The organism is Pseudoxanthomonas sp. JC1303 (assembly GCF_058448525.1).
Genome location: NZ_CP185958.1, coordinates 2,559,880 through 2,576,403, shown reverse-complemented (window position 1 = coordinate 2,576,403; position 16,524 = coordinate 2,559,880). Strand labels below are relative to the sequence as shown.

At 66.9% G+C, this 16,524-nt stretch carries 18 protein-coding genes; 2 read left to right on the top strand and 16 right to left on the bottom strand.

Features of this window, described 5'->3' with window-relative positions; genetic code table 11:
• Nucleotides 1–69: 69 nt before the first annotated feature.
• Nucleotides 70–357 (top strand): hypothetical protein, encoded by a 288-nt coding sequence (locus ACORQU_RS11490; RefSeq protein WP_491641309.1) that lies wholly within the window; start codon nucleotides 70–72, stop codon nucleotides 355–357.
• 444 nt (nucleotides 358–801) lie between these two features.
• On the opposite strand, the gene ACORQU_RS11485 is transcribed toward ACORQU_RS11490, so the two are convergent.
• From ACORQU_RS11485 to fucP, 5 genes are all read right to left on the bottom strand, one after another.
• Entirely contained in the window at nucleotides 802–1,527 is a 726-nt protein-coding gene (locus tag ACORQU_RS11485; protein WP_491641307.1) for a hypothetical protein, read from the bottom strand.
• Nucleotides 1,528–1,692: 165 nt separating this feature from the next.
• Nucleotides 1,693–3,687 (bottom strand): M1 family metallopeptidase, encoded by a 1,995-nt coding sequence (locus tag ACORQU_RS11480; protein WP_491641306.1) that lies wholly within the window; start codon nucleotides 3,685–3,687, stop codon nucleotides 1,693–1,695.
• A 76-nt stretch (nucleotides 3,688–3,763) separates the two neighbouring features.
• Nucleotides 3,764–4,651: a GGDEF domain-containing protein gene (locus ACORQU_RS11475; protein WP_491641304.1), complete on the bottom strand. Its 888-nt coding sequence runs from the start codon at nucleotides 4,649–4,651 to the stop codon at nucleotides 3,764–3,766.
• A 114-nt stretch (nucleotides 4,652–4,765) separates the two neighbouring features.
• A complete protein-coding gene (gene ubiE / locus ACORQU_RS11470) occupies nucleotides 4,766–5,527 on the bottom strand; it encodes a bifunctional demethylmenaquinone methyltransferase/2-methoxy-6-polyprenyl-1,4-benzoquinol methylase UbiE (RefSeq protein WP_271647187.1) in 762 nt (253 codons plus the stop codon).
• Nucleotides 5,528–5,663: 136 nt separating this feature from the next.
• Nucleotides 5,664–6,974 carry an L-fucose:H+ symporter permease gene (fucP, locus tag ACORQU_RS11465; protein WP_491645082.1) on the bottom strand — a complete coding sequence of 437 codons (1,311 nt, stop codon included), beginning with the start codon at nucleotides 6,972–6,974 and terminating at the stop codon, nucleotides 5,664–5,666.
• Between the two features lie 130 nt (nucleotides 6,975–7,104).
• On the opposite strand from fucP, the gene ACORQU_RS11460 reads away from it, so the two are divergent.
• The gene (locus ACORQU_RS11460) at nucleotides 7,105–7,560 is read left to right on the top strand and encodes a nucleoside deaminase (RefSeq protein ID WP_491641303.1); all 456 of its coding nucleotides are present in this window, start codon (nucleotides 7,105–7,107) and stop codon (nucleotides 7,558–7,560) included.
• Nucleotides 7,561–7,569: 9 nt separating this feature from the next.
• On the opposite strand, the gene ACORQU_RS11455 is transcribed toward ACORQU_RS11460, so the two are convergent.
• The 11 genes from ACORQU_RS11455 to ACORQU_RS11405 all read right to left on the bottom strand — a co-directional run bounded on the left by ACORQU_RS11455 (nucleotide 7,570) and on the right by ACORQU_RS11405 (nucleotide 16,278).
• Nucleotides 7,570–8,034 (bottom strand): DUF2269 family protein, encoded by a 465-nt coding sequence (locus tag ACORQU_RS11455; RefSeq protein ID WP_491641302.1) that lies wholly within the window; start codon nucleotides 8,032–8,034, stop codon nucleotides 7,570–7,572.
• 5 nt (nucleotides 8,035–8,039) lie between these two features.
• The gene (locus tag ACORQU_RS11450; protein WP_491641301.1) at nucleotides 8,040–9,338 is read right to left on the bottom strand and encodes an SDR family oxidoreductase; all 1,299 of its coding nucleotides are present in this window, start codon (nucleotides 9,336–9,338) and stop codon (nucleotides 8,040–8,042) included.
• Between the two features lie 123 nt (nucleotides 9,339–9,461).
• A complete protein-coding gene (locus tag ACORQU_RS11445; protein WP_271647193.1) occupies nucleotides 9,462–9,887 on the bottom strand; it encodes a hypothetical protein in 426 nt (141 codons plus the stop codon).
• Nucleotides 9,888–10,103: 216 nt separating this feature from the next.
• The gene (gene hslU, locus ACORQU_RS11440; protein WP_491645080.1) at nucleotides 10,104–11,471 is read right to left on the bottom strand and encodes an ATP-dependent protease ATPase subunit HslU; all 1,368 of its coding nucleotides are present in this window, start codon (nucleotides 11,469–11,471) and stop codon (nucleotides 10,104–10,106) included.
• Nucleotides 11,472–11,604: 133 nt separating this feature from the next.
• The gene (hslV, locus tag ACORQU_RS11435; protein WP_271647195.1) at nucleotides 11,605–12,156 is read right to left on the bottom strand and encodes an ATP-dependent protease subunit HslV; all 552 of its coding nucleotides are present in this window, start codon (nucleotides 12,154–12,156) and stop codon (nucleotides 11,605–11,607) included.
• A 324-nt stretch (nucleotides 12,157–12,480) separates the two neighbouring features.
• Nucleotides 12,481–12,954 carry a DUF1203 domain-containing protein gene (locus ACORQU_RS11430; protein WP_491641299.1) on the bottom strand — a complete coding sequence of 158 codons (474 nt, stop codon included), beginning with the start codon at nucleotides 12,952–12,954 and terminating at the stop codon, nucleotides 12,481–12,483.
• An 84-nt stretch (nucleotides 12,955–13,038) separates the two neighbouring features.
• On the bottom strand, nucleotides 13,039–13,917 hold the full coding sequence (gene xerC, locus ACORQU_RS11425; protein ID WP_491641298.1) for a tyrosine recombinase XerC: 879 nt from the start codon (nucleotides 13,915–13,917) through the stop codon (nucleotides 13,039–13,041).
• 61 nt (nucleotides 13,918–13,978) lie between these two features.
• Nucleotides 13,979–14,662: a DUF484 family protein gene (locus ACORQU_RS11420; RefSeq protein ID WP_271647198.1), complete on the bottom strand. Its 684-nt coding sequence runs from the start codon at nucleotides 14,660–14,662 to the stop codon at nucleotides 13,979–13,981.
• A complete protein-coding gene (dapF, locus tag ACORQU_RS11415; RefSeq protein WP_491641297.1) occupies nucleotides 14,659–15,501 on the bottom strand; it encodes a diaminopimelate epimerase in 843 nt (280 codons plus the stop codon). Before dapF ends, ACORQU_RS11420 begins: the two co-directional genes overlap by 4 nt.
• The gene (gene lptM, locus ACORQU_RS11410; protein ID WP_271647200.1) at nucleotides 15,494–15,784 is read right to left on the bottom strand and encodes an LPS translocon maturation chaperone LptM; all 291 of its coding nucleotides are present in this window, start codon (nucleotides 15,782–15,784) and stop codon (nucleotides 15,494–15,496) included. Before lptM ends, dapF begins: the two co-directional genes overlap by 8 nt.
• A gap of 68 nt (nucleotides 15,785–15,852) precedes the next feature.
• A complete protein-coding gene (locus ACORQU_RS11405) occupies nucleotides 15,853–16,278 on the bottom strand; it encodes a YbaN family protein (RefSeq protein ID WP_491641295.1) in 426 nt (141 codons plus the stop codon).
• Nucleotides 16,279–16,524 lie beyond the last annotated feature (246 nt).

Genomic DNA, 16,524 nt, shown 5'->3' with positions numbered 1-16,524 from the left:
AGCGCTTCCCGCGTTCGCGGGAATGACGAGTCGGGACGTGAATGACCACCGGCAGTGAGACTCTCACCAGTGAGCCTTGCTGTTGCTGTTGCTGTTGATGTTGCTGTTGATGTTGATGTTGATGTTGATGTTGATGTTGATGTTGATGTTGATGTTGATGTTGATGTTGATGTTGCTTCCAGCTTTATCTGTCTGAGCCGTAAAGCGAGCCGAGCATCGCAGAAGAAGACGGCCGAAGAGTCGCCCTTTCTGAGCGAAGCGAGTTTGGGCGACGTGCCGTCTTCTTCGAGAAGCGCAGGGAACCGCCGCATCGCGGCGGCGAGTGTTTTCAATCCCCTCTTTGGGACCGGCGAGTAGCGGCTTTGCTTCCTTTTGCCAAGACAAAAGGAAGTCGCGCCCGAAGGGCGTGAAAGCTCCTGCTGTAGCTCCTGCTCCTGCTGTAGCTCCTGCTCCTGCTGTAGCTCCTGCTCCTGCTGTAGCTCCTGCCGTACCCAGGCCTCACCTATCTGAGCCGTAAAGCGAGCCGAGCACCGGAATAAAGCAGGGGCGAAGAGGCGCCCTGTCTGAGCGAAGCGAGTTTGGGCGCCGGGCCCTGCCTTGCGAGGAGCAAGAGGAACCGATGCGCAGCATCGGCGAGTGTTTTCAATCCCCTTTTTGGGACCGGCGAGTAGCGGTTTTGCCTTCTTTTGCCGCGACAAAAGAAGGTCGCGCCCGTAGGCGCGAAAGCCTTTTCTCGAGCCGCGCTGCAAGCGCGAGTGCTTTAACTCAACGTATCGACGTCACAGACAAAAGCAGAGAAGCCTATTTCCCCCACCCCGGCATCTGATCGGGATCCAACCCGCCGGTCTCGAACTGCGCCGTCTGCGTCCCACCGGCCTTCACCGGGAACTCGATCTTCAGGGTCTTGGCGTGCGCGGCCAGCTTCCACAGGCCCTTGTAGTCGGTGATGAACATCGCGATGGCCTCGTCGGTATCCGGCCGCCAGGCATCCATGGCCTTGGGCTTGCCATCGTCGACGCTCACTTTCACCTTGCAGCCCTTCAGGCACGGGAAATCACCGGCCTTGAGCACCAGGTAAGCGCTCTGCTTCCACTCGGGATGATCGCGGAAGACCAGCTGTACGTCCTGCTTCTTCCCACTGCCATCGGTATCCAGCGGCTCGGTGCTCATGATCGAAGCCGAGACCTGCGGACCGCCGTTGATCATCACTTGGTTGTAGTTCCACAGATTGGCCAGACGGCGCTCTTCGCGCGCGGCCTCGGCCTTGGTCTTGGCCTCCTGGTAGTGCGCCTGGATCTTCTTGGTCGCTTCCGAGTCCGGGTACTGATCGGTCAGCGCGCTGCCATGCACGCGTGCCATCTCCCAGTTCTGCGCGGTGTAAGCCTGGTCGAACTGCTCAGCCAGCTTGTCGGCCGCCTGCTTGTCCTTGGCCGCCTGGGCGGCCGCCTGCTCGCGCATCTGGGCTTCGTGATCGGTACAGCCCAGCAGGGCGACGGCGCACAGGGAGGACAGCAGCAGACGTTTCATCGGTCAATGGCTCCGGGCAAGGCGGGATCGGGGCGGCCGGCACCGGTCTGGACACCTGGTCGCACCGATCGATTGTACGTGCCGCTGCTGATAAGGCCGCGCCAATAAAAAGGCCGCCGCACTCCCGAAGGAACACGGCGGCCCATGCAGGACGACCCTGACCGCTTACTGCGCGGCGGGGGCGTCGGCCTTGGGCGGCTGCGGCGCGGCTGGGGCTTCCGGCGCCTCAGGCGGGTGCGCCTGCGCCTGCTCCAGCATCGCCTTTACCGAGGCGGTGGTGATCGGGTGATAGCCCGGCTCGGCCTTGGCAAAGGCGTCCTTGGCGAAGGCCAGGCCCTCGGGGGTTTTCACCAGCTCGGCGTAGATCGGCATGATCAGCTTGCGCCGACCCACGCGCTCGATGAAGGCGCCGGCCTGCTCCCACGCGTCCTTGTCGCCGCTGCGGATGGCCAGCGGATACCAGCGCATGGCGATCTCGCCATTGAAGGTCCCAGTGAAGTGATAGGTGTCGTCGAGCTGCTTGAGCTTGTCCAGCGGCTGCGTCTCACCCAACCCATCAATGAAGTGCACCCACTGCTGGGTCACCCATTCATCGGTGGCCTGCTTGGACGGCAAGGTGCCGCTGCCCAGCCAGGCGATGCGCGCGGTGTCGACCAGGGCGAAGCCACGCGACTGCGCACGCGGTGCGAACGAGGGAATGCCCGGCTGGTGCAGCCAGGCGTCCAGCTCGGCATCGGTGACCGCGTTGGGGTTCTTGGGCAGCAAGTTCTTGCGCAGGTCCTCCACGAACTGGTCGGTGGTCGCGCTCTTGAAGCCCTGGTCGTCGAACCAGCTCCGCAGGAACGGATCGAAGACCTCGCGCCCGAAGCGCTGCTCCAGGAACTGCAGGAACCAAGCGCCCTTGACGTAGGGCACGCTGGTCAACGCTTCGTCCGGGTCGCGGCCGGTCAACGGTGCCAGCTCCAGGACCTGGTCCTGCGGCGGCATGTCCTTGATCTCGTCGGCCAGGTCCTTCTGATCGATCTGGCGCTCCATCTCGGCCAACTCCTGCCCGTACAGCGCCTCGGTGATGCGCGCCTGCACGTAGGTGGTGAAGCCCTCGTTGAGCCAGATGTCCTTCCACGAGGCATTGGTCACCAGGTTGCCGGACCAGCTGTGCGCCAGTTCGTGGGCCACCAGCGAGACCAGCGACTTGTCGCCCACGATCACCGTCGGTGTGGCGAAGGTCAGGGTCGGGTTCTCCATGCCACCAAAGGGGAAGGACGGCGGCAGCACCAGGATGTCGTAGCGCCCCCACCGATACGGCCCGTAGAGCTTCTCGGTGGTGGTGATCATCTTCTCGGTGTCCTCGAACTCGGCCGCGGCCTTGTCGGCCATGGCCGGCTCGGCCCACACGCCGGCGCGATCGGAGAGCTTGCGGAACACCAGGTCGCCCGCGGCGATGGCCAGCAGGTAGGACGGGATCGGCTTGTTCTGCACGAAGAAGTAATCGCCGTCGCGCACTGAGGCCGGGTCGTTGCCCGCGCTCATCAGGACCATCACGTCGGGCCGGCTGGTCACGTGCGCGGTGTAGGTGAAACGCACACCGGGCGTGTCCTGCAGCGGCACCCAGCTGCGGGCATGGATGGCTTCGGACTGGCTGAACATGAAGGGCAGTTGCTTGCCCTCGGTCATCGCCGGGGTCAGCCACTGCAGGCCCGAAGCGTCCGGCGAGGTGTGGTAGGTCACACGCACGGTGGGATCGCGCTGTGGCACCTGGATGGTCAGCTTGCTGCCGTACACCTTGTCCGCATCGGCCAGGCTGAACTCCAGCGGATGGAAGTCCTGGCTACCCTGCGCGGCGCCCTCGACCTTTTCGATCGTCAGCGCGCGCGTGTCCAGGACCAGCTCGGTGGCCTGGGGCTGCTTCCAGTCCAGCTTGTAGGTCGCCGTGCCGGCGATCTGTCGGGCATCGAAGTCCACGCCCACGTCCAGCGCCAGGTCCTTGATGACCACCTTGTCGGGCTGCGCATAGGAGCTTTCGTCATGGCGACGGTCGGACTTGGACACGGCGGCGGCCTTGGGAGCGGGAGTCTGGGTGGCCTCGGTGGAGGCGGTTTCCTTGGAGCACGCCGTGAGCATCACGGCGGCACAGGACATCATCAGGAACGCGGAACGCATCGGCGGCGGCATCCAGGCTTGTTCAACGGGAGAACCGTCATTCTAGCCGGTACCTGCACACGCAACCGGTCCTGGATCAAGTCGGCGCCGCGCCGGCCCCTGTATCCAGGACCAGGCGCCGGCCTCCGCCGAACTTGGCGCGATACATCGCCGCATCGGCGCGACGGTAAAGCAGCGCGCGTTCCTCGCCGGGCAGGTGCACGGCGGCGCCCGCACTCAGGTGCAGCGGGCGGACGGCCTGACCTTCGGGCATTTCAAGGTGCACGCGCCAGTCCTCCACCCGTGCGCAGGCCTCGACCGCCTCCAGGTGCAGGCCCATCAGGAACTCGTCACCGCCCCAGCGGCCGATCCAATCGCGCGGCCCCAGCCAGGCGCGCGCCTGCTCGACCAGGCGCACCAGCGCCGCGTCCCCTGCTGCGTGGCCTTCCCGGTCGTTGAGTTGCTTGAGATTGTCCAGATCCACCACGAACAGCACGAACGGCATGGAACCGCCGTCCGCGCGGCGGACCGAGTTGGCCAGCGCCTGCTCGCAACCGCGGCGATTGAGCGCGCCGGTCAGCGCATCGGTCTGCGCCTCGCGCTCCAGATCACGCAGGTCCGCGTCGGCGCCCTGCAGGCTGCGGTTGATACGACGCAGCAACTGGCTGACCTCGTCTTGCCCCGTGTCGGGCAGGCGCGGCGGCGGCAGACCGGGTGCGGACTGGGAGGCATCCAGCATCGCCATCGCCTGGCGCAGCGGCGCCAGCATCCGGCGCATGACCAGCAGCGTGGCAGCGGTTCCCAACAGGGTTGCCGCCAGCACCACCAAGAGGACGGTGATCGCTTCGCGACGCGCAAGACCGCCGTACAACAGCAACCAGCCAGCCAGCAGGATCAGCGGCGTATGGATCCCCAGGAATGCCACGGCCAGCAACCGCAGCCCCAGGGAGCGGGGCGCAAGTCGCGCCAGCACCTGTTGCATCATCCAATGAGGACCGGAAATCCAAAACCCGGCAGCTTAGCAAGCTCTTCGGCAGGCCCACGCACGACGCGTTCGTCATGCTTAGTCCGTCCCATTGTGACAGGACCGATCCGCTGATCAGGCCTTGTAGCCGTCGTGGATGGCGACGATGCCAGCGGACAGGTTGGTGTACCGGCACCGTGCAAAACCAGCCTCGGTCATCATCGCCTTGAGCTGTTCCTGCGGCGGATGCTTGCGGATGGATTCGGCCAGGTACTGATAGCTGTCCGCGTCGCCGGCGAACAACTTGCCCAAGCGCGGCAGCACCTTGAACGAGTGGAAGTCGTAGATGGGACGGAACCACTCCGGCTTGACCTCGGAGAACTCCAGCACCCGCGCCTGCCCGCCCACCTTGAGCACGCGATACATCTCGCGCAGGCCCGCGTCCTTGTCGGTCACGTTGCGCAGGCCAAAGGCGATGGTCACCAGGTCGAAGCTGTTGTCCGGGAACGGCAGCGCCTCGGCATTGCACTGAACGTACTCCATGCCGGCGACCAGCCCGCGATCGGTCATGCGGTCGCGCCCGACGGTCAGCATGCCGGCATTGATGTCGCCCAGCACGATGCTGCCGGTCTTGCCCACGCGCGACTTCAGCAGCGCGGCGATGTCGCCGGTGCCGCCGGCCAGATCCAACACCCGGTCACCGGGGCGCACCTGCGCGGTGGCGGTGAAGTAGCGCTTCCAGACCCGGTGAATGCCCAGACTCATCAGGTCGTTCATCAGGTCGTACTTGCCGGCCACCGAGGTGAAGACCTCGCCGACCAGCTTCTGCTTGTCGCGCGCGGCGACGTCACGGAAGCCGAAATGGGTGGTGCCGGAGTTGTAGGGGGATTCGCTCATAGCGCTGATTATCGCACCGACCGGCGGCCGATGGCGTCATGGCCGCGGTGCGCCGGTCCGCACAATGCACAAGGGCACACCGAAGTGCGCCCTTGTGGGACAGCCCGCGCGCTGGCACAAGCCAGCGCATGAGGCCTTACGACCGCGTGGTCGTGGCCGGCGGCACTGGCTCGCGCACGCGCGACCCGCTGATGCCGTAGTAGGCGATGTACAGGTAGCACACCAGCGGCAGGACGAAGGCGTGGTGGATCCCGATGCGGTCGGCCAGCATGCCCATCAGCAGCGGGATCACGGCACCACCGACGATGGCCATGATCAGCAGCGAGGACGCCCGGTTGGTCAGCGGGCCCAGCTTGGCCATGCCCAAGGTGAAGATGGTCGGGAACATGATCGAATTGAACAGGCCAATCGCCACCACCGCGTAGACCGCCGTCATGCCCGAGGTCACCAGCGTGGCCACCAGCAGCAGCGCCGCGATGCCGGCAAAAACGGTCAGCAGCTTTCCGGCATCGATACGCAGTAGCAGCGCCGAACCGATGAAGCGTCCCACCATCGCGCCGGTCCAGTACAGGAACACGTAGTGCGTCGCCGCCTGTTCGGTCATGGCGCCGATGTCTGGCTCGGCCAGGTAGTTGATCAAGTAGCTGCCGATGGCAACTTCTGCGCCCACGTAGAAAAACAGGCCGAGCACGCCCAGCAGCACATGGCGGTGACGCAGCGGCTCGAAGATCCCGTAATGGCGCGTCTCGCCCTTCTCGCTCGCTTCGGTGATGGCCGGCAGGCGGAACAGGAAGATGAAGACCGCGAGCGCGAACAACGCGATCCCCAGTCCCAGATACGGCATCTGGACCGAGTTTGCCTCAGCGGTGCGATAGGCCAGGAGCTGCGCCTGCGGCATGGCCGCCAGCTGCTCGGCCGTCTTGGGATCTGCCGCCAGGATCAGCAGGCCGCCGAAGAGCGGCGCGATGGCCGTCCCGAGCGAATTGAAGGCCTGGGAAAGATTGAGCCGGCTCGAGGCGGTCTTTTCAGGCCCCAGCAACGCGACATAGGGATTGGCTGCCACCTGCAGCACCGTGATGCCGGTTGCCAGCACGAACAGCGCGAACAGGAACACGCCATAGCTGTGCATCGCCGCCGCGGGCCAGAACAGCAATGCGCCAATCCCCGCAACGGCCAGTCCACATACGATGCCGCCCTTGTAGCCCAGCGCCGCGACCACGCGCCCGGCAGGCAGCGACATCAGGAAGTAAGCGCCGAAAAACGTGAACTGCACGAAGCTCGCCTGCGTATAGCTCAACGTGAACACCGACTTCAGGTGCGGCACGAGGATGTCGTTGAGACAAGTCAGAAAGCCCCACATGAAGAAGATGGTGGTGACCACCGCCATCGCCAGTTTTGGCGTCGACCGCACGGTCGTGGCAGAGGTCGGCGTGGGACTCGCGTGCATCAGGGGCACTCCTGCTGGAAACGCTTTCGCGGGGGCGCGCAGTATTTCATGCCTGCCGTGATCCCCCTGCTGCAGTGCAATATAGGCAGCATCATCGCTGCCCTGCCCGATCCGCCCTACCGGAGACCCCATGATCGCCACGCCCGACTACCGCGCTTTGCTGGACACCGCCATTGACCAAGCCCGCAAGGGCCTAGCCGAAGGCGGCATCCCGATCGGCGCGGCGCTCTACCACGCCGACGGGCGCCTGCTGGGCTGCGGCCACAACCGCCGCGTGCAGGAAGACGACCCGTCCGTGCACGGCGAGACCGACGCCTTCCGCAAGGCCGGCCGCCAGCGCACCTACCGCGACACCATCATGGTCACCACCCTGGCCCCCTGCTGGTACTGCTCCGGGCTGGTGCGCCAGTTCGGCATCGGCACGGTGGTGGTGGGCGAATCGCGCACCTTCCAGGGCGGCGTGGACTGGCTGCGCAAAGCCGGCGTCAACGTGATCGACCTGGACAGCCAGGAGTGCGTGGACCTGCTGGGCGGCTTCATCGAAAAGCACCCGCAAGTCTGGAACGAGGACATCGGCGAGGAGTGAGCCAACGCGCTAGGCCGGCTTGAACACCATCAGCCAGAAGATGCCCAGCACGCTCAGGAACGCCGGCCAGCCCAGCCAGAACCACCAGCGCATGGCGCGGTAGTAGGCCGGTGGCAGCGGCGTGCCGTCGCGCGCGGCGGCGATAGCCAGGTCCCGCGCACGCACCTGCAGCCACAGCACCGGCAACCAGCACGCACCGACCAGCACGAACAATCCCAGCGCCAGCGCGATCCATTCCTGGTCCAGGCGCATGCCCAGCACGTGCATCAGGCCCAGGCCGGTGCCGAACTGCACCACCACTGCCGGCGCAGTGAAGCAGGTATCGGCCAGCACCACGGTGCGCGCGGTGGCGGCGATCGCACGCGGATCGCCACGCCGGTGCGCGATCCACAGGAAGAAGGCGATGCCCAGCCCGGTGCCGAACAGCAGCGTGGAAGACAGGATGTGGATCCATTTCAGCCACAGGTAGATCACGCGGGTTATCTCCGGTCGGCCAGCACCCACAGCACAGCCAGCGCCGGCAGCAGGATCAGGTTTTTCAGCAGGCCGCCTAGCGGATCCAGCCACAGCTCGGACACGGCGATGCCGAACGCCAGGGTGTAAGCGGATACCAGCGCCAGCATCGCGCCGATCGCCGCGCGCGGCCGCACGCCACTGGCCAGCCACAAGGCCAGCAGCAGGTCGAAACCGGCACCAAGTCGGGCCAGCGCGACCGGGGCCAGCGACGCCAGCGCGGAGCCTTCGGTCATCGCCTCGATGCGCGCGGCTGGCGTCCGCCAGCCCACCAGTGCGGAAAGCACGAACACGCCAATCACGGCCAGCTTCAGCGCTGGCGCCAGGAAATACAGTTGGGCGTGCCAGCGGTCCTGGGTCTGGCTGGGATGCGCGTCCAGTGCCTGCTGCAGCGTGCGCGGGCGCAGGCCGAAAGCCGCTTCCAGCCGATCGGCCGCATCGGGCGCGGTCACGTTGTGCCTGCGTAGCATGGCCCACATCGTGCGGCCGACCGGGCCGCGTCCCAGCATCTCGCCAACGGCCACCACGCTGCCGACCATCCATTCCGGCGTGCGCAGCGCTCCAGTGCCGGGAACGCGTAGCCAGCGTCGCCAAGTCTGCTGGTAGGCGCGCAGCGAGATCGGCGCCGGTCCGCCCACCTCGAACACGCCGCGCTGCGCGCCGCCAGCCGAGCGCGCGACCAGTTCTCCCAGGTCTTCTGTGGACAGCGGCTGGGTCGGCCAACGGCCATCGCCGGGCAGCAGGTGCAGGCCGGGGAAGGCCGCCATCGCCCGAAGCAGCGAAGTGCCGCCATACGAACCGCTCGCCGAATACACCAGCGAGGGCCGCAGCACCACGCTGCTCAGCGGCAGCGTCTGCAGGGCCGCATCGAAGGCGTGCTTGGTGGCGATGAAGGCGCCGTCCGCTGACAAGCCTAGCGCCGACACCTGCACGAAGCGGCGCACGCCACGCTGCACGCAGGCCTGGGCCAGCGCCAACGGCGCGTCGTGGTGGATGACCTGGAAGGATTGCCCCCGTGCCTCGCGCAGGGTGCCGGCGGCGTTGACCACCGCGTCCACGCCCTCCAACAGCGGGTGCCATGCTTGCGGCGTTCGCAGCTGCATCAGGTCGCAGTCGCGTGCGTCCCCGGGCAACGCGCGTCCGTGCCCGCGTACGCCACGCAGCACGCGCCAGCCGTGCGCACGCAATGCAGACACCACATAGCCCCCGATGAATCCTCCGGCGCCAAGCACCAGCACCGTCCCTGCCCCGCCCTGCTGCTCCATATCCCGGCCACATCGTGGAATCGGCGCAGAGGCTAGCAGAACATTACAGCTTGCTTCCCCTCCAGACGCAGTTGGCGCGCCTCTCGCGGCGCCGCGCCGCCCGCCTGCGAAGAAATCTCGCGCTTACATCGGATCGATATGGAACGCGCCGAAGGCGATGCCGACATCCCAGCCCTTGCCGGTGCCGGCCAGCGACAGGGAGACCTCGCCCTTGGTCATCACCTGGGCCTTGCTGGACTTCTCCGCGCCGGCGTGCGCCTCGGCGGTGGCGTAGCTGCCCAGCACCTCGTTGAGGTTGCGCACCTCGGTGAACTCACCGGTCCCCTCGATGGTCGACTTGCCCACCGTGAGGCCGCCGCCCTTGGCGCTGACCTTGACCGGCATGCTCTCGCCGTCGTCGCAGGTGACCCGGCCGGTGCCTTCGGAGGTCTTGTAGAACGCCGACCAGCCGGACATCTTGAAGTCCAGATGGCAGGTGGTCCGCGCATAGGACGGCGCGGCGAACGCGGCCAGTGACAGTGCCGAGACGAGCGCAAGCGAACGCAGCATGGGCGACTCCCGAAGGAAATGAACAGGGCCGTGAGCATGCTCGCCGCTGGGTGAAGGCAGCCTAAAACTTCGCCTCCCCTGGTGGGGGAGCCGCCACGGCGGCGAAGGGCTTCACCAGGAAAGCCTCATCGCCATCATGGCAGCTCCCCACTCGGCATCGGCAACGAAAAAAGCGCTCCCTGGGGAGCGCCTTTGTCGTGTTGATCGCAGGCCGGATCAGAGAATGTAACGACTCAGATCCGGGTCCTGCACCAGCTCGTCCAGGTACTTGTCCACGTAGGCGCGGTCGATGGCGACGGTCTCGCCATCGCGGTCGGGGGCTTCGTAGCTGAGCGTGTCGAGCAGGCGTTCGAGCACGGTATGCAGGCGACGCGCGCCGATGTTCTCCTGGCGCTCGTTGACCTGGGCGGCAATCTCGGCCAGCCGCTCCACGGCCTCGGGCGCGAAGGACAGCGTCACGCCCTCGGTCTGCATCAGCTGCACGTACTGCTTGGTCAGGGCGGCCTTGGGCTCGGTGAGGATGCGCACGAAGTCGTCCTTGCTCAACGCCCCCAGCTCCACGCGGATCGGGAAACGGCCCTGCAGCTCAGGGATCAGGTCGCTGGGCTTGGCCAGGTGGAAGGCGCCGGAGGCGATGAACAGGATGTGGTCGGTCTTGACCGTGCCGTACTTGGTCGACACGTTGCTGCCTTCCACCAGCGGCAGCAGGTCGCGCTGCACGCCCTCGCGCGATACATCGCCGCCGCCGACGTTGTCGCCGCGCTTGGCCACCTTGTCGATCTCGTCGATGAAGACGATGCCGTGCTGCTCGCAGGCCTCGATCGCCGCGGCGCGCACATCGTCCTCGTTGACCAGCTTGGCGGCTTCTTCTTCGATCAGCTGCGGCCGCGCGGCCTTGATGGTCACCGTGCGCTTCTGGGTCTTGCCGCCGCCCAGGTTGGAGAACATCTGCTTGAGCTGCTGGCCCATTTCCTCCATGCCCGGCGGGGTCATGATGTCCACGCCACCGGTGTTGAGCGAAAGCTCCAGCTCGATTTCCTTGTCGTCCAGCTCGCCCTTGCGCAGCATCTTGCGAAACTTGGCCCTGGTGTCGTTGTCCTGCGCGGACGGCTCATTGGCGACCACCGACGGATCGAAGCCGATGCCGCTGCTGCGCTTGGGCAGTAGCGCATCGAGGATGCGGTCCTCGGCGCGCTCCTCGGCCTGGGTGCGCACGCGCGCCTTGGCCTGTTCGCGGTAGAGCTTGACCGCGGTATCGGCCAGATCGCGGATGATCTGTTCCACGTCCTTGCCGACATAGCCGACCTCGGTGAAGCGCGTGGCCTCGACCTTGGTGAACGGTGCATTGGCCAAGGTGGCCAGGCGCCGGGCGATCTCGGTCTTGCCCACACCGGTCGGCCCGATCATCAGGATGTTCTTGGGCATCACTTCGTTGCGCAGCTCCGGATCGAGCTGGGCGCGGCGCCAGCGGTTGCGCAGCGCGATGGCAACCGCGCGCTTGGCCGCGTGCTGGCCGACGATGTGGCGGTCTAGCTCCTGCACGATCTCGCGCGGGGTCATGGTGGAAGAGGTCTGGGGAATCATCGACATGGAATGCTCGCGAATGAGGCAGGGATTTCGGCTTTCGGCCGGAACGACCGTCAACGGTGCGGATAGGGCCCCGCTTGCCGGGGCCGGGATGCGAAGACGAGGCAGCGCGACGCGCGCTTTGCGTCGCTTACAGCTCCTCGACCACCACGTTGCGATTGGTGTAGATGCAGATGTCACCGGCGATATGCAGCGCCTCGGTGGCGATGGTCTTGGCATCCAACTCGGTATGGCCCATCAGCGCACGCGCAGCCGACAGCGCGTAGGACCCACCGGAGCCGATGGCGATGATGCCGTCCTCCGGCTCGATCACATCGCCGGTGCCGCTGATGATCAGCGAGGTGTCCTTGTCGGCCACGGCCAACAGCGCTTCCAACTTGCCGTAGCGGCGCTCGGTGCGCCAATCCTTAGCCAGTTCCACGGCGGCACGCTGCAGTTGGCCGTGCTTTTCCAGCTTGGCCTCGAACAGTTCGAACAGGGTGAAGGCATCGGCCGCGGCGCCAGCGAAACCGGCCAACACGTGGCCGTCGCGGCCCAGCCGCCGCACCTTGCGCGCGTTGCCCTTCATCACGGTATGGCCCAGCGTGACCTGGCCATCACCGGCGATGGCGACATGGCCGTTGCGGCGCACCGACAGGATGGTGGTGGCATGAAAGACGTTGGGGTTCTGGCTGGGGTCCATGGCAGGCTCCGAAATGCTTCCAGAGCAGATGGGGCGCCTGTACCGGGTCTTCAACCCGCGATCCGCGCCTGAGGGCCGGCACGCAGGCACGGCTGTCGCGATGACTTCCTCGCGGGGCCGCGATGCCGTCTGCGCCCCTTATTCGCCGCTTGCAGCACTGCTTACTGCCGTCAAGCAGTGCCTTGGCCCGGCTGGTGCCCGCGATGTCTGGTCATTCGAGGCACCGCCTCCATGCCGTGCAAGCTGAACCATGACCAGACTGACATTGGGTGCAGCGCGTCGGCCAGGGCCCGGCCACCGCTCGACCGCCGGTGCCGACAAGGCTCAGGCGACGCGGCTGGCCAGGCACGAAAAGCACCCCTGCCGTGCGTTATGCAGATGCGCGTAGGCCACATCCTGGTTCGCGAACAAGTCATCCAGTGCCTGGGCGACGTCATTCCCTTGATGCACCTCGGCGCACAGCATCATGCCGCGATGGTCGTAGGCACGTAGCGAGATCAGGCGGCGGCTGACATAAGGCGGGACATCACCTGGTGCCAGCACCGCCCGCGTCACCTTGGCGCGCACGTAGACCGGACCGGAACTGCGATAGGGCGAGTCGACGGCGTGGTGCAGATACGGCAGCAAAAGCACGTCTTCGCCGAGCGGCGCGTTCTCCAGGCTGATGCGGCACGGATAGCCAGACGCGTCATCGACGCGGCAACGTCGCATGCCGCGCGTGGCCAAGGCCGCGTTGTCCATTGCGAAGAAGGGCTGGAAGGCCTGGTGGTCGAGACCGGAGAGCTGGAAACGGGACATGGGGGCACCGCGAAGGGATCGAACACCAGCATGACCGCCGGCACGCCGCCCCGCTCGCCGTTTGCGGACATCACATTGAGTTGCTCAGGACTTGCGCCTGGCCCGTGGATGCGCCCCGTCATAGACCTTGGCCAGGTGTTGGAAATCCAGGTGCGTATAGACCTGCGTGGTGGCGATGTCCGCATGTCCGAGCAGTTCCTGCACGCCGCGCAGGTCCCCGGAGGACTCCAGGATATGGCTGGCGAAGCTGTGCCGCAGCATGTGCGGATGGACATGCTTGAACAGACCCTGGCGCTGGGCCAGCTGCTTGATCCGCAGCTGCACGGCGCGCTGCGAGATCGGCGCGCCACCGCGCCCGGGAAACACCTGCGCGCTGTCGGCCGCGGGCCGGTCTTCGCGCCAGGCCTGCAAGGCCTGCCGCGCATGGCGGCCCACCGGCACGATGCGCTGCTTGCGTCCCTTACCCAGCACCGTGACCAGGCCGGCCGCCAGATCCAGGTCGTGCCAGCGCAGCGCGCACAGCTCGCTCAGGCGCAGGCCCGAGGAATAGAACAGCTCCAGCAGCGCGCGATCGCGCAGTCCGAGCGGCGCGTCGGTGGGCACCTCGACCAGTTGCGTGGCCTCGTCGGCATCGAGCACGTTGGGCAACTTGCGCGGCGCCTTGGGCGCCCGCAGGCCGGCCGCGGGGCTGGCCGGGATGCGCCCATGCTTGAGTAGCCAGCTGTAGAAACTGCGGCACGCGGAAAGCCGACGCTGCAGGCTCTTGGGTGCCAGCCCGGCGCGATGTCCGGCGGCGATGAAGGCCCGCAGCTGGTCGGCCTGCAACCCTTCCAGGTCGACGATCTCCTGGCCCTGCGCCCACTGGGCCAGCGCGGTCAGATCACGCCGGTAGGCGTCCAGGGTGTGCGCGGAGACCTGACGCTCGACACGCAGATGGTCGAGGAAGGATTCAACGGCGGACATGCCGTGGCCTCATGGCTGCATCCGCTGACGCAGCACGCGCGTGACCATCGCGGTCATGCGCCTAGTCCGCGGCGTCGAAGCGCTTGAGCGCCACGGCAAGCGCCTCGCCCATCATGCGCAGGAACAACGTTCCCATGCCGGGATAGAAGCGGTTGCCATCGCGGCTGCCCACCGCCACCAAGCCCACGCCGGGCAGCGGCAGCAGCGCCGACGAACCGACTTCGTCTGCCTGGGAGGCATAGAGCAGGGCATTTTTCTGTGGCTGCAGGCGCCCGCAAAGCGGCTCGCCATCGGCCAGGCAGTCGCGGAACGGGGCCAGGTGGGGACTGTCGGACGGCATGGACTGCAGCCAGGGCGCCTGGGCCAGCGACTCGGGCACCGGCTGGAAGATGACGAGACGCACCAGATCCCCGTGGAAGTCCTCTTCCAGCGAGGCGGCCATCGCCGACAAGGTGCCTGCGACGCTGTCCTGGCGCAGCAGGGCCAGGGTCAGCTGATGCACGCGCACGGCCAGGCGCTCGTTCTCCAGGGCGTTGGCCGACAGCTCGCCCAAGCGCCGCGACAGCTCGCGGTTCTTGTCACGCAGGACGTCGAGCTGATAGCTGGCCAGCGAGGCGGTCGGGCCCTCTTCCCGCGGCACGACCAGCGTGGCGGCAAGATCGGGGAACTGTTTCAGGAAGGTCGGATGGCGGCGCAGCCAGGCTGCGACCTCGTGGGCGCCGAGTTTCTCGGTCACTTGGCTCATGGATTCCACTCTCCCTCGTAGACAAAGGTCGCCGGCCCGGACATCACCACGGGGGCGTCGTCCGCGGGCCAGTCGATCTGGAGGTCGCCGCCCGGCAGGGCGACCGTGACGCTGCGCTCGACCAGGCCACGCCGCATCAGCACCACGGCGGCGGCGCAGGCGCCACTGCCGCAGGCCAGGGTTTCGCCCACCCCGCGCTCGAACACCCGCAGCGCGATCCGGGTCGGCGACACCACCTGGGCGAACCCCACGTTGACCGATTCGGGAAACGCCGGCAGCCGCTGCAACGCAGGCCCCAGCGTGGCGACCGGCGCCAGCGCGATGTCATCGACCTGCAGCACCGCATGCGGGTTTCCCATCGAAACCGCACCAAAGCTCACCGGCTGGCCATCCAGCAAGACCTGGTAAGGATCCTGTGGCGTGTCGAAGCCGGCCAACGGGAGCTGCGCCGGATCCCAGCGCGGCAAGCCCATGGCCACGGCGAATCCGGCCTGGCCGCGCTGGACACGATGCAGTCCGGCGGGACTTTCCATCTGGAAGTCATCGCCACCGGCGGTTCCGTCGCGCACCAGCCAGGCGGCCACGCAACGCGCGCCGTTGCCGCACTGCCCGGCCAGCGAACCATCGGCATTCCAGATCCGGTAGGAGGCCACGGCATCCGCACTGCGGGGAGCCTCGATCGTCAGAAGTTGGTCGCAGCCTACGCCCCGATGCCGGTCGGCCAGGCGCGCGGCCAGTTCGGCATCGGGTGCGGGACGCCCGCCGCGCAGATCCAGCACCACAAAATCATTGCCCGCGCCATGCATCTTGGAAAAGCGCAGCGGCGTGGGGTCATTCATTCCCGCTGGTACCGCCTTCATCCACCGCTTGCTCCGCGGCGGCATCGGCCGCCGAGGGCGCGGAGGTCTCGTCCTCGGACTTGATCTGCACCGGCGGCGTGGCGCCCTGCTCGCCGACGGGCGCGACCTGGGTCGGCGTGGCGGCGGGATCATCAACAGCCGGTGACGCGGCCGGCTGCACCGGAACGGGCTTCTCGGGCAGCACAAGCGGCCCCTTGTTGCCACAGGCCGACAGGGCCAGCAGCACGGCGCTCGACAGCGCAAATCGGGAGACGGTCTTCATGGGCAAAGAGTATAGCGAGTGCGTGCGGCGTCCCAACGCAACATCCACCCACGGGACGGCGACCGCATTCAGCCGTCCTGCGGCGGCTCCGGGCGCTGCCACAGCCAGATCACCACGGCCGACATGCACAGCACGGGGATGGCGGACATCCACCAGTGATGCCCAGCGAAGGCCAGCATTACGCCGACGGTGAACACCGCGCTGGCCAGCATGGTCCAGCTGGTCAACCACTTGGCCCGCCGCGGCACCGCGCCATGGGTCTGCCAGTCGCGGATCACCGGACCGAAGTGTCGATGCCCCATCAGCGCCCGGTGCAGCTTCTCCGAGCCCCGCGAAGCGGCAAAGGCCGCGATCAGGATGAACACCGTGGTCGGCATGACCGGCAGGAACAGCCCGATCACCCCCAGCAGCAGGCTGGTCCAGGCCAGCAACCACCACGCCCAGCGAAAGCGGGTGGGCGGCGGGGAGACCTGCGGCGGGATGGGCGTGTGCACGCGCATATTCTCGCGCACCGCTTGTGTAGGCGCCATCGCGGCACGCACACGCAGCGTTGCGCCCCTGGCGCACTCTTGCCCGCCGACCGCATCACCAAGCCGGGCCCGCAGGCAATCGCCCACGGGCCCGGAAGCATCACCGCCAGGAGCGCGCCAGCCTCAGAACTGCCACGACCAGCTCAGCTGCGCACCAAACTCACGCTGCCCATCGCCGACACGGCCGTCAAAAGCGCGCGGCACTTCACC

What these genes read in the sequence shown, in the direction of transcription:
- ACORQU_RS11485 (WP_491641307.1), bottom strand. Translation starts at nt 1,527, where the DNA reads ATGAAACGTCTGCTGCTGTCCTCCCTGTGCGCCGTCGCCCTGCTGGGC.
- ACORQU_RS11480 (WP_491641306.1), bottom strand. Translation starts at nt 3,687, where the DNA reads ATGCGTTCCGCGTTCCTGATGATGTCCTGTGCCGCCGTGATGCTCACG.
- ACORQU_RS11475 (WP_491641304.1), bottom strand. Translation starts at nt 4,651, where the DNA reads ATGATGCAACAGGTGCTGGCGCGACTTGCGCCCCGCTCCCTGGGGCTG.
- ubiE (WP_271647187.1), bottom strand. Translation starts at nt 5,527, where the DNA reads ATGAGCGAATCCCCCTACAACTCCGGCACCACCCATTTCGGCTTCCGT.
- fucP (WP_491645082.1), bottom strand. Translation starts at nt 6,974, where the DNA reads ATGCACGCGAGTCCCACGCCGACCTCTGCCACGACCGTGCGGTCGACG.
- ACORQU_RS11460 (WP_491641303.1), top strand. Translation starts at nt 7,105, where the DNA reads ATGATCGCCACGCCCGACTACCGCGCTTTGCTGGACACCGCCATTGAC.
- ACORQU_RS11450 (WP_491641301.1), bottom strand. Translation starts at nt 9,338, where the DNA reads ATGGAGCAGCAGGGCGGGGCAGGGACGGTGCTGGTGCTTGGCGCCGGA.
- ACORQU_RS11445 (WP_271647193.1), bottom strand. Translation starts at nt 9,887, where the DNA reads ATGCTGCGTTCGCTTGCGCTCGTCTCGGCACTGTCACTGGCCGCGTTC.
- hslU (WP_491645080.1), bottom strand. Translation starts at nt 11,471, where the DNA reads ATGATTCCCCAGACCTCTTCCACCATGACCCCGCGCGAGATCGTGCAG.
- hslV (WP_271647195.1), bottom strand. Translation starts at nt 12,156, where the DNA reads ATGGACCCCAGCCAGAACCCCAACGTCTTTCATGCCACCACCATCCTG.
- ACORQU_RS11430 (WP_491641299.1), bottom strand. Translation starts at nt 12,954, where the DNA reads ATGTCCCGTTTCCAGCTCTCCGGTCTCGACCACCAGGCCTTCCAGCCC.
- xerC (WP_491641298.1), bottom strand. Translation starts at nt 13,917, where the DNA reads ATGTCCGCCGTTGAATCCTTCCTCGACCATCTGCGTGTCGAGCGTCAG.
- ACORQU_RS11420 (WP_271647198.1), bottom strand. Translation starts at nt 14,662, where the DNA reads ATGAGCCAAGTGACCGAGAAACTCGGCGCCCACGAGGTCGCAGCCTGG.
- dapF (WP_491641297.1), bottom strand. Translation starts at nt 15,501, where the DNA reads ATGAATGACCCCACGCCGCTGCGCTTTTCCAAGATGCATGGCGCGGGC.
- lptM (WP_271647200.1), bottom strand. Translation starts at nt 15,784, where the DNA reads ATGAAGACCGTCTCCCGATTTGCGCTGTCGAGCGCCGTGCTGCTGGCC.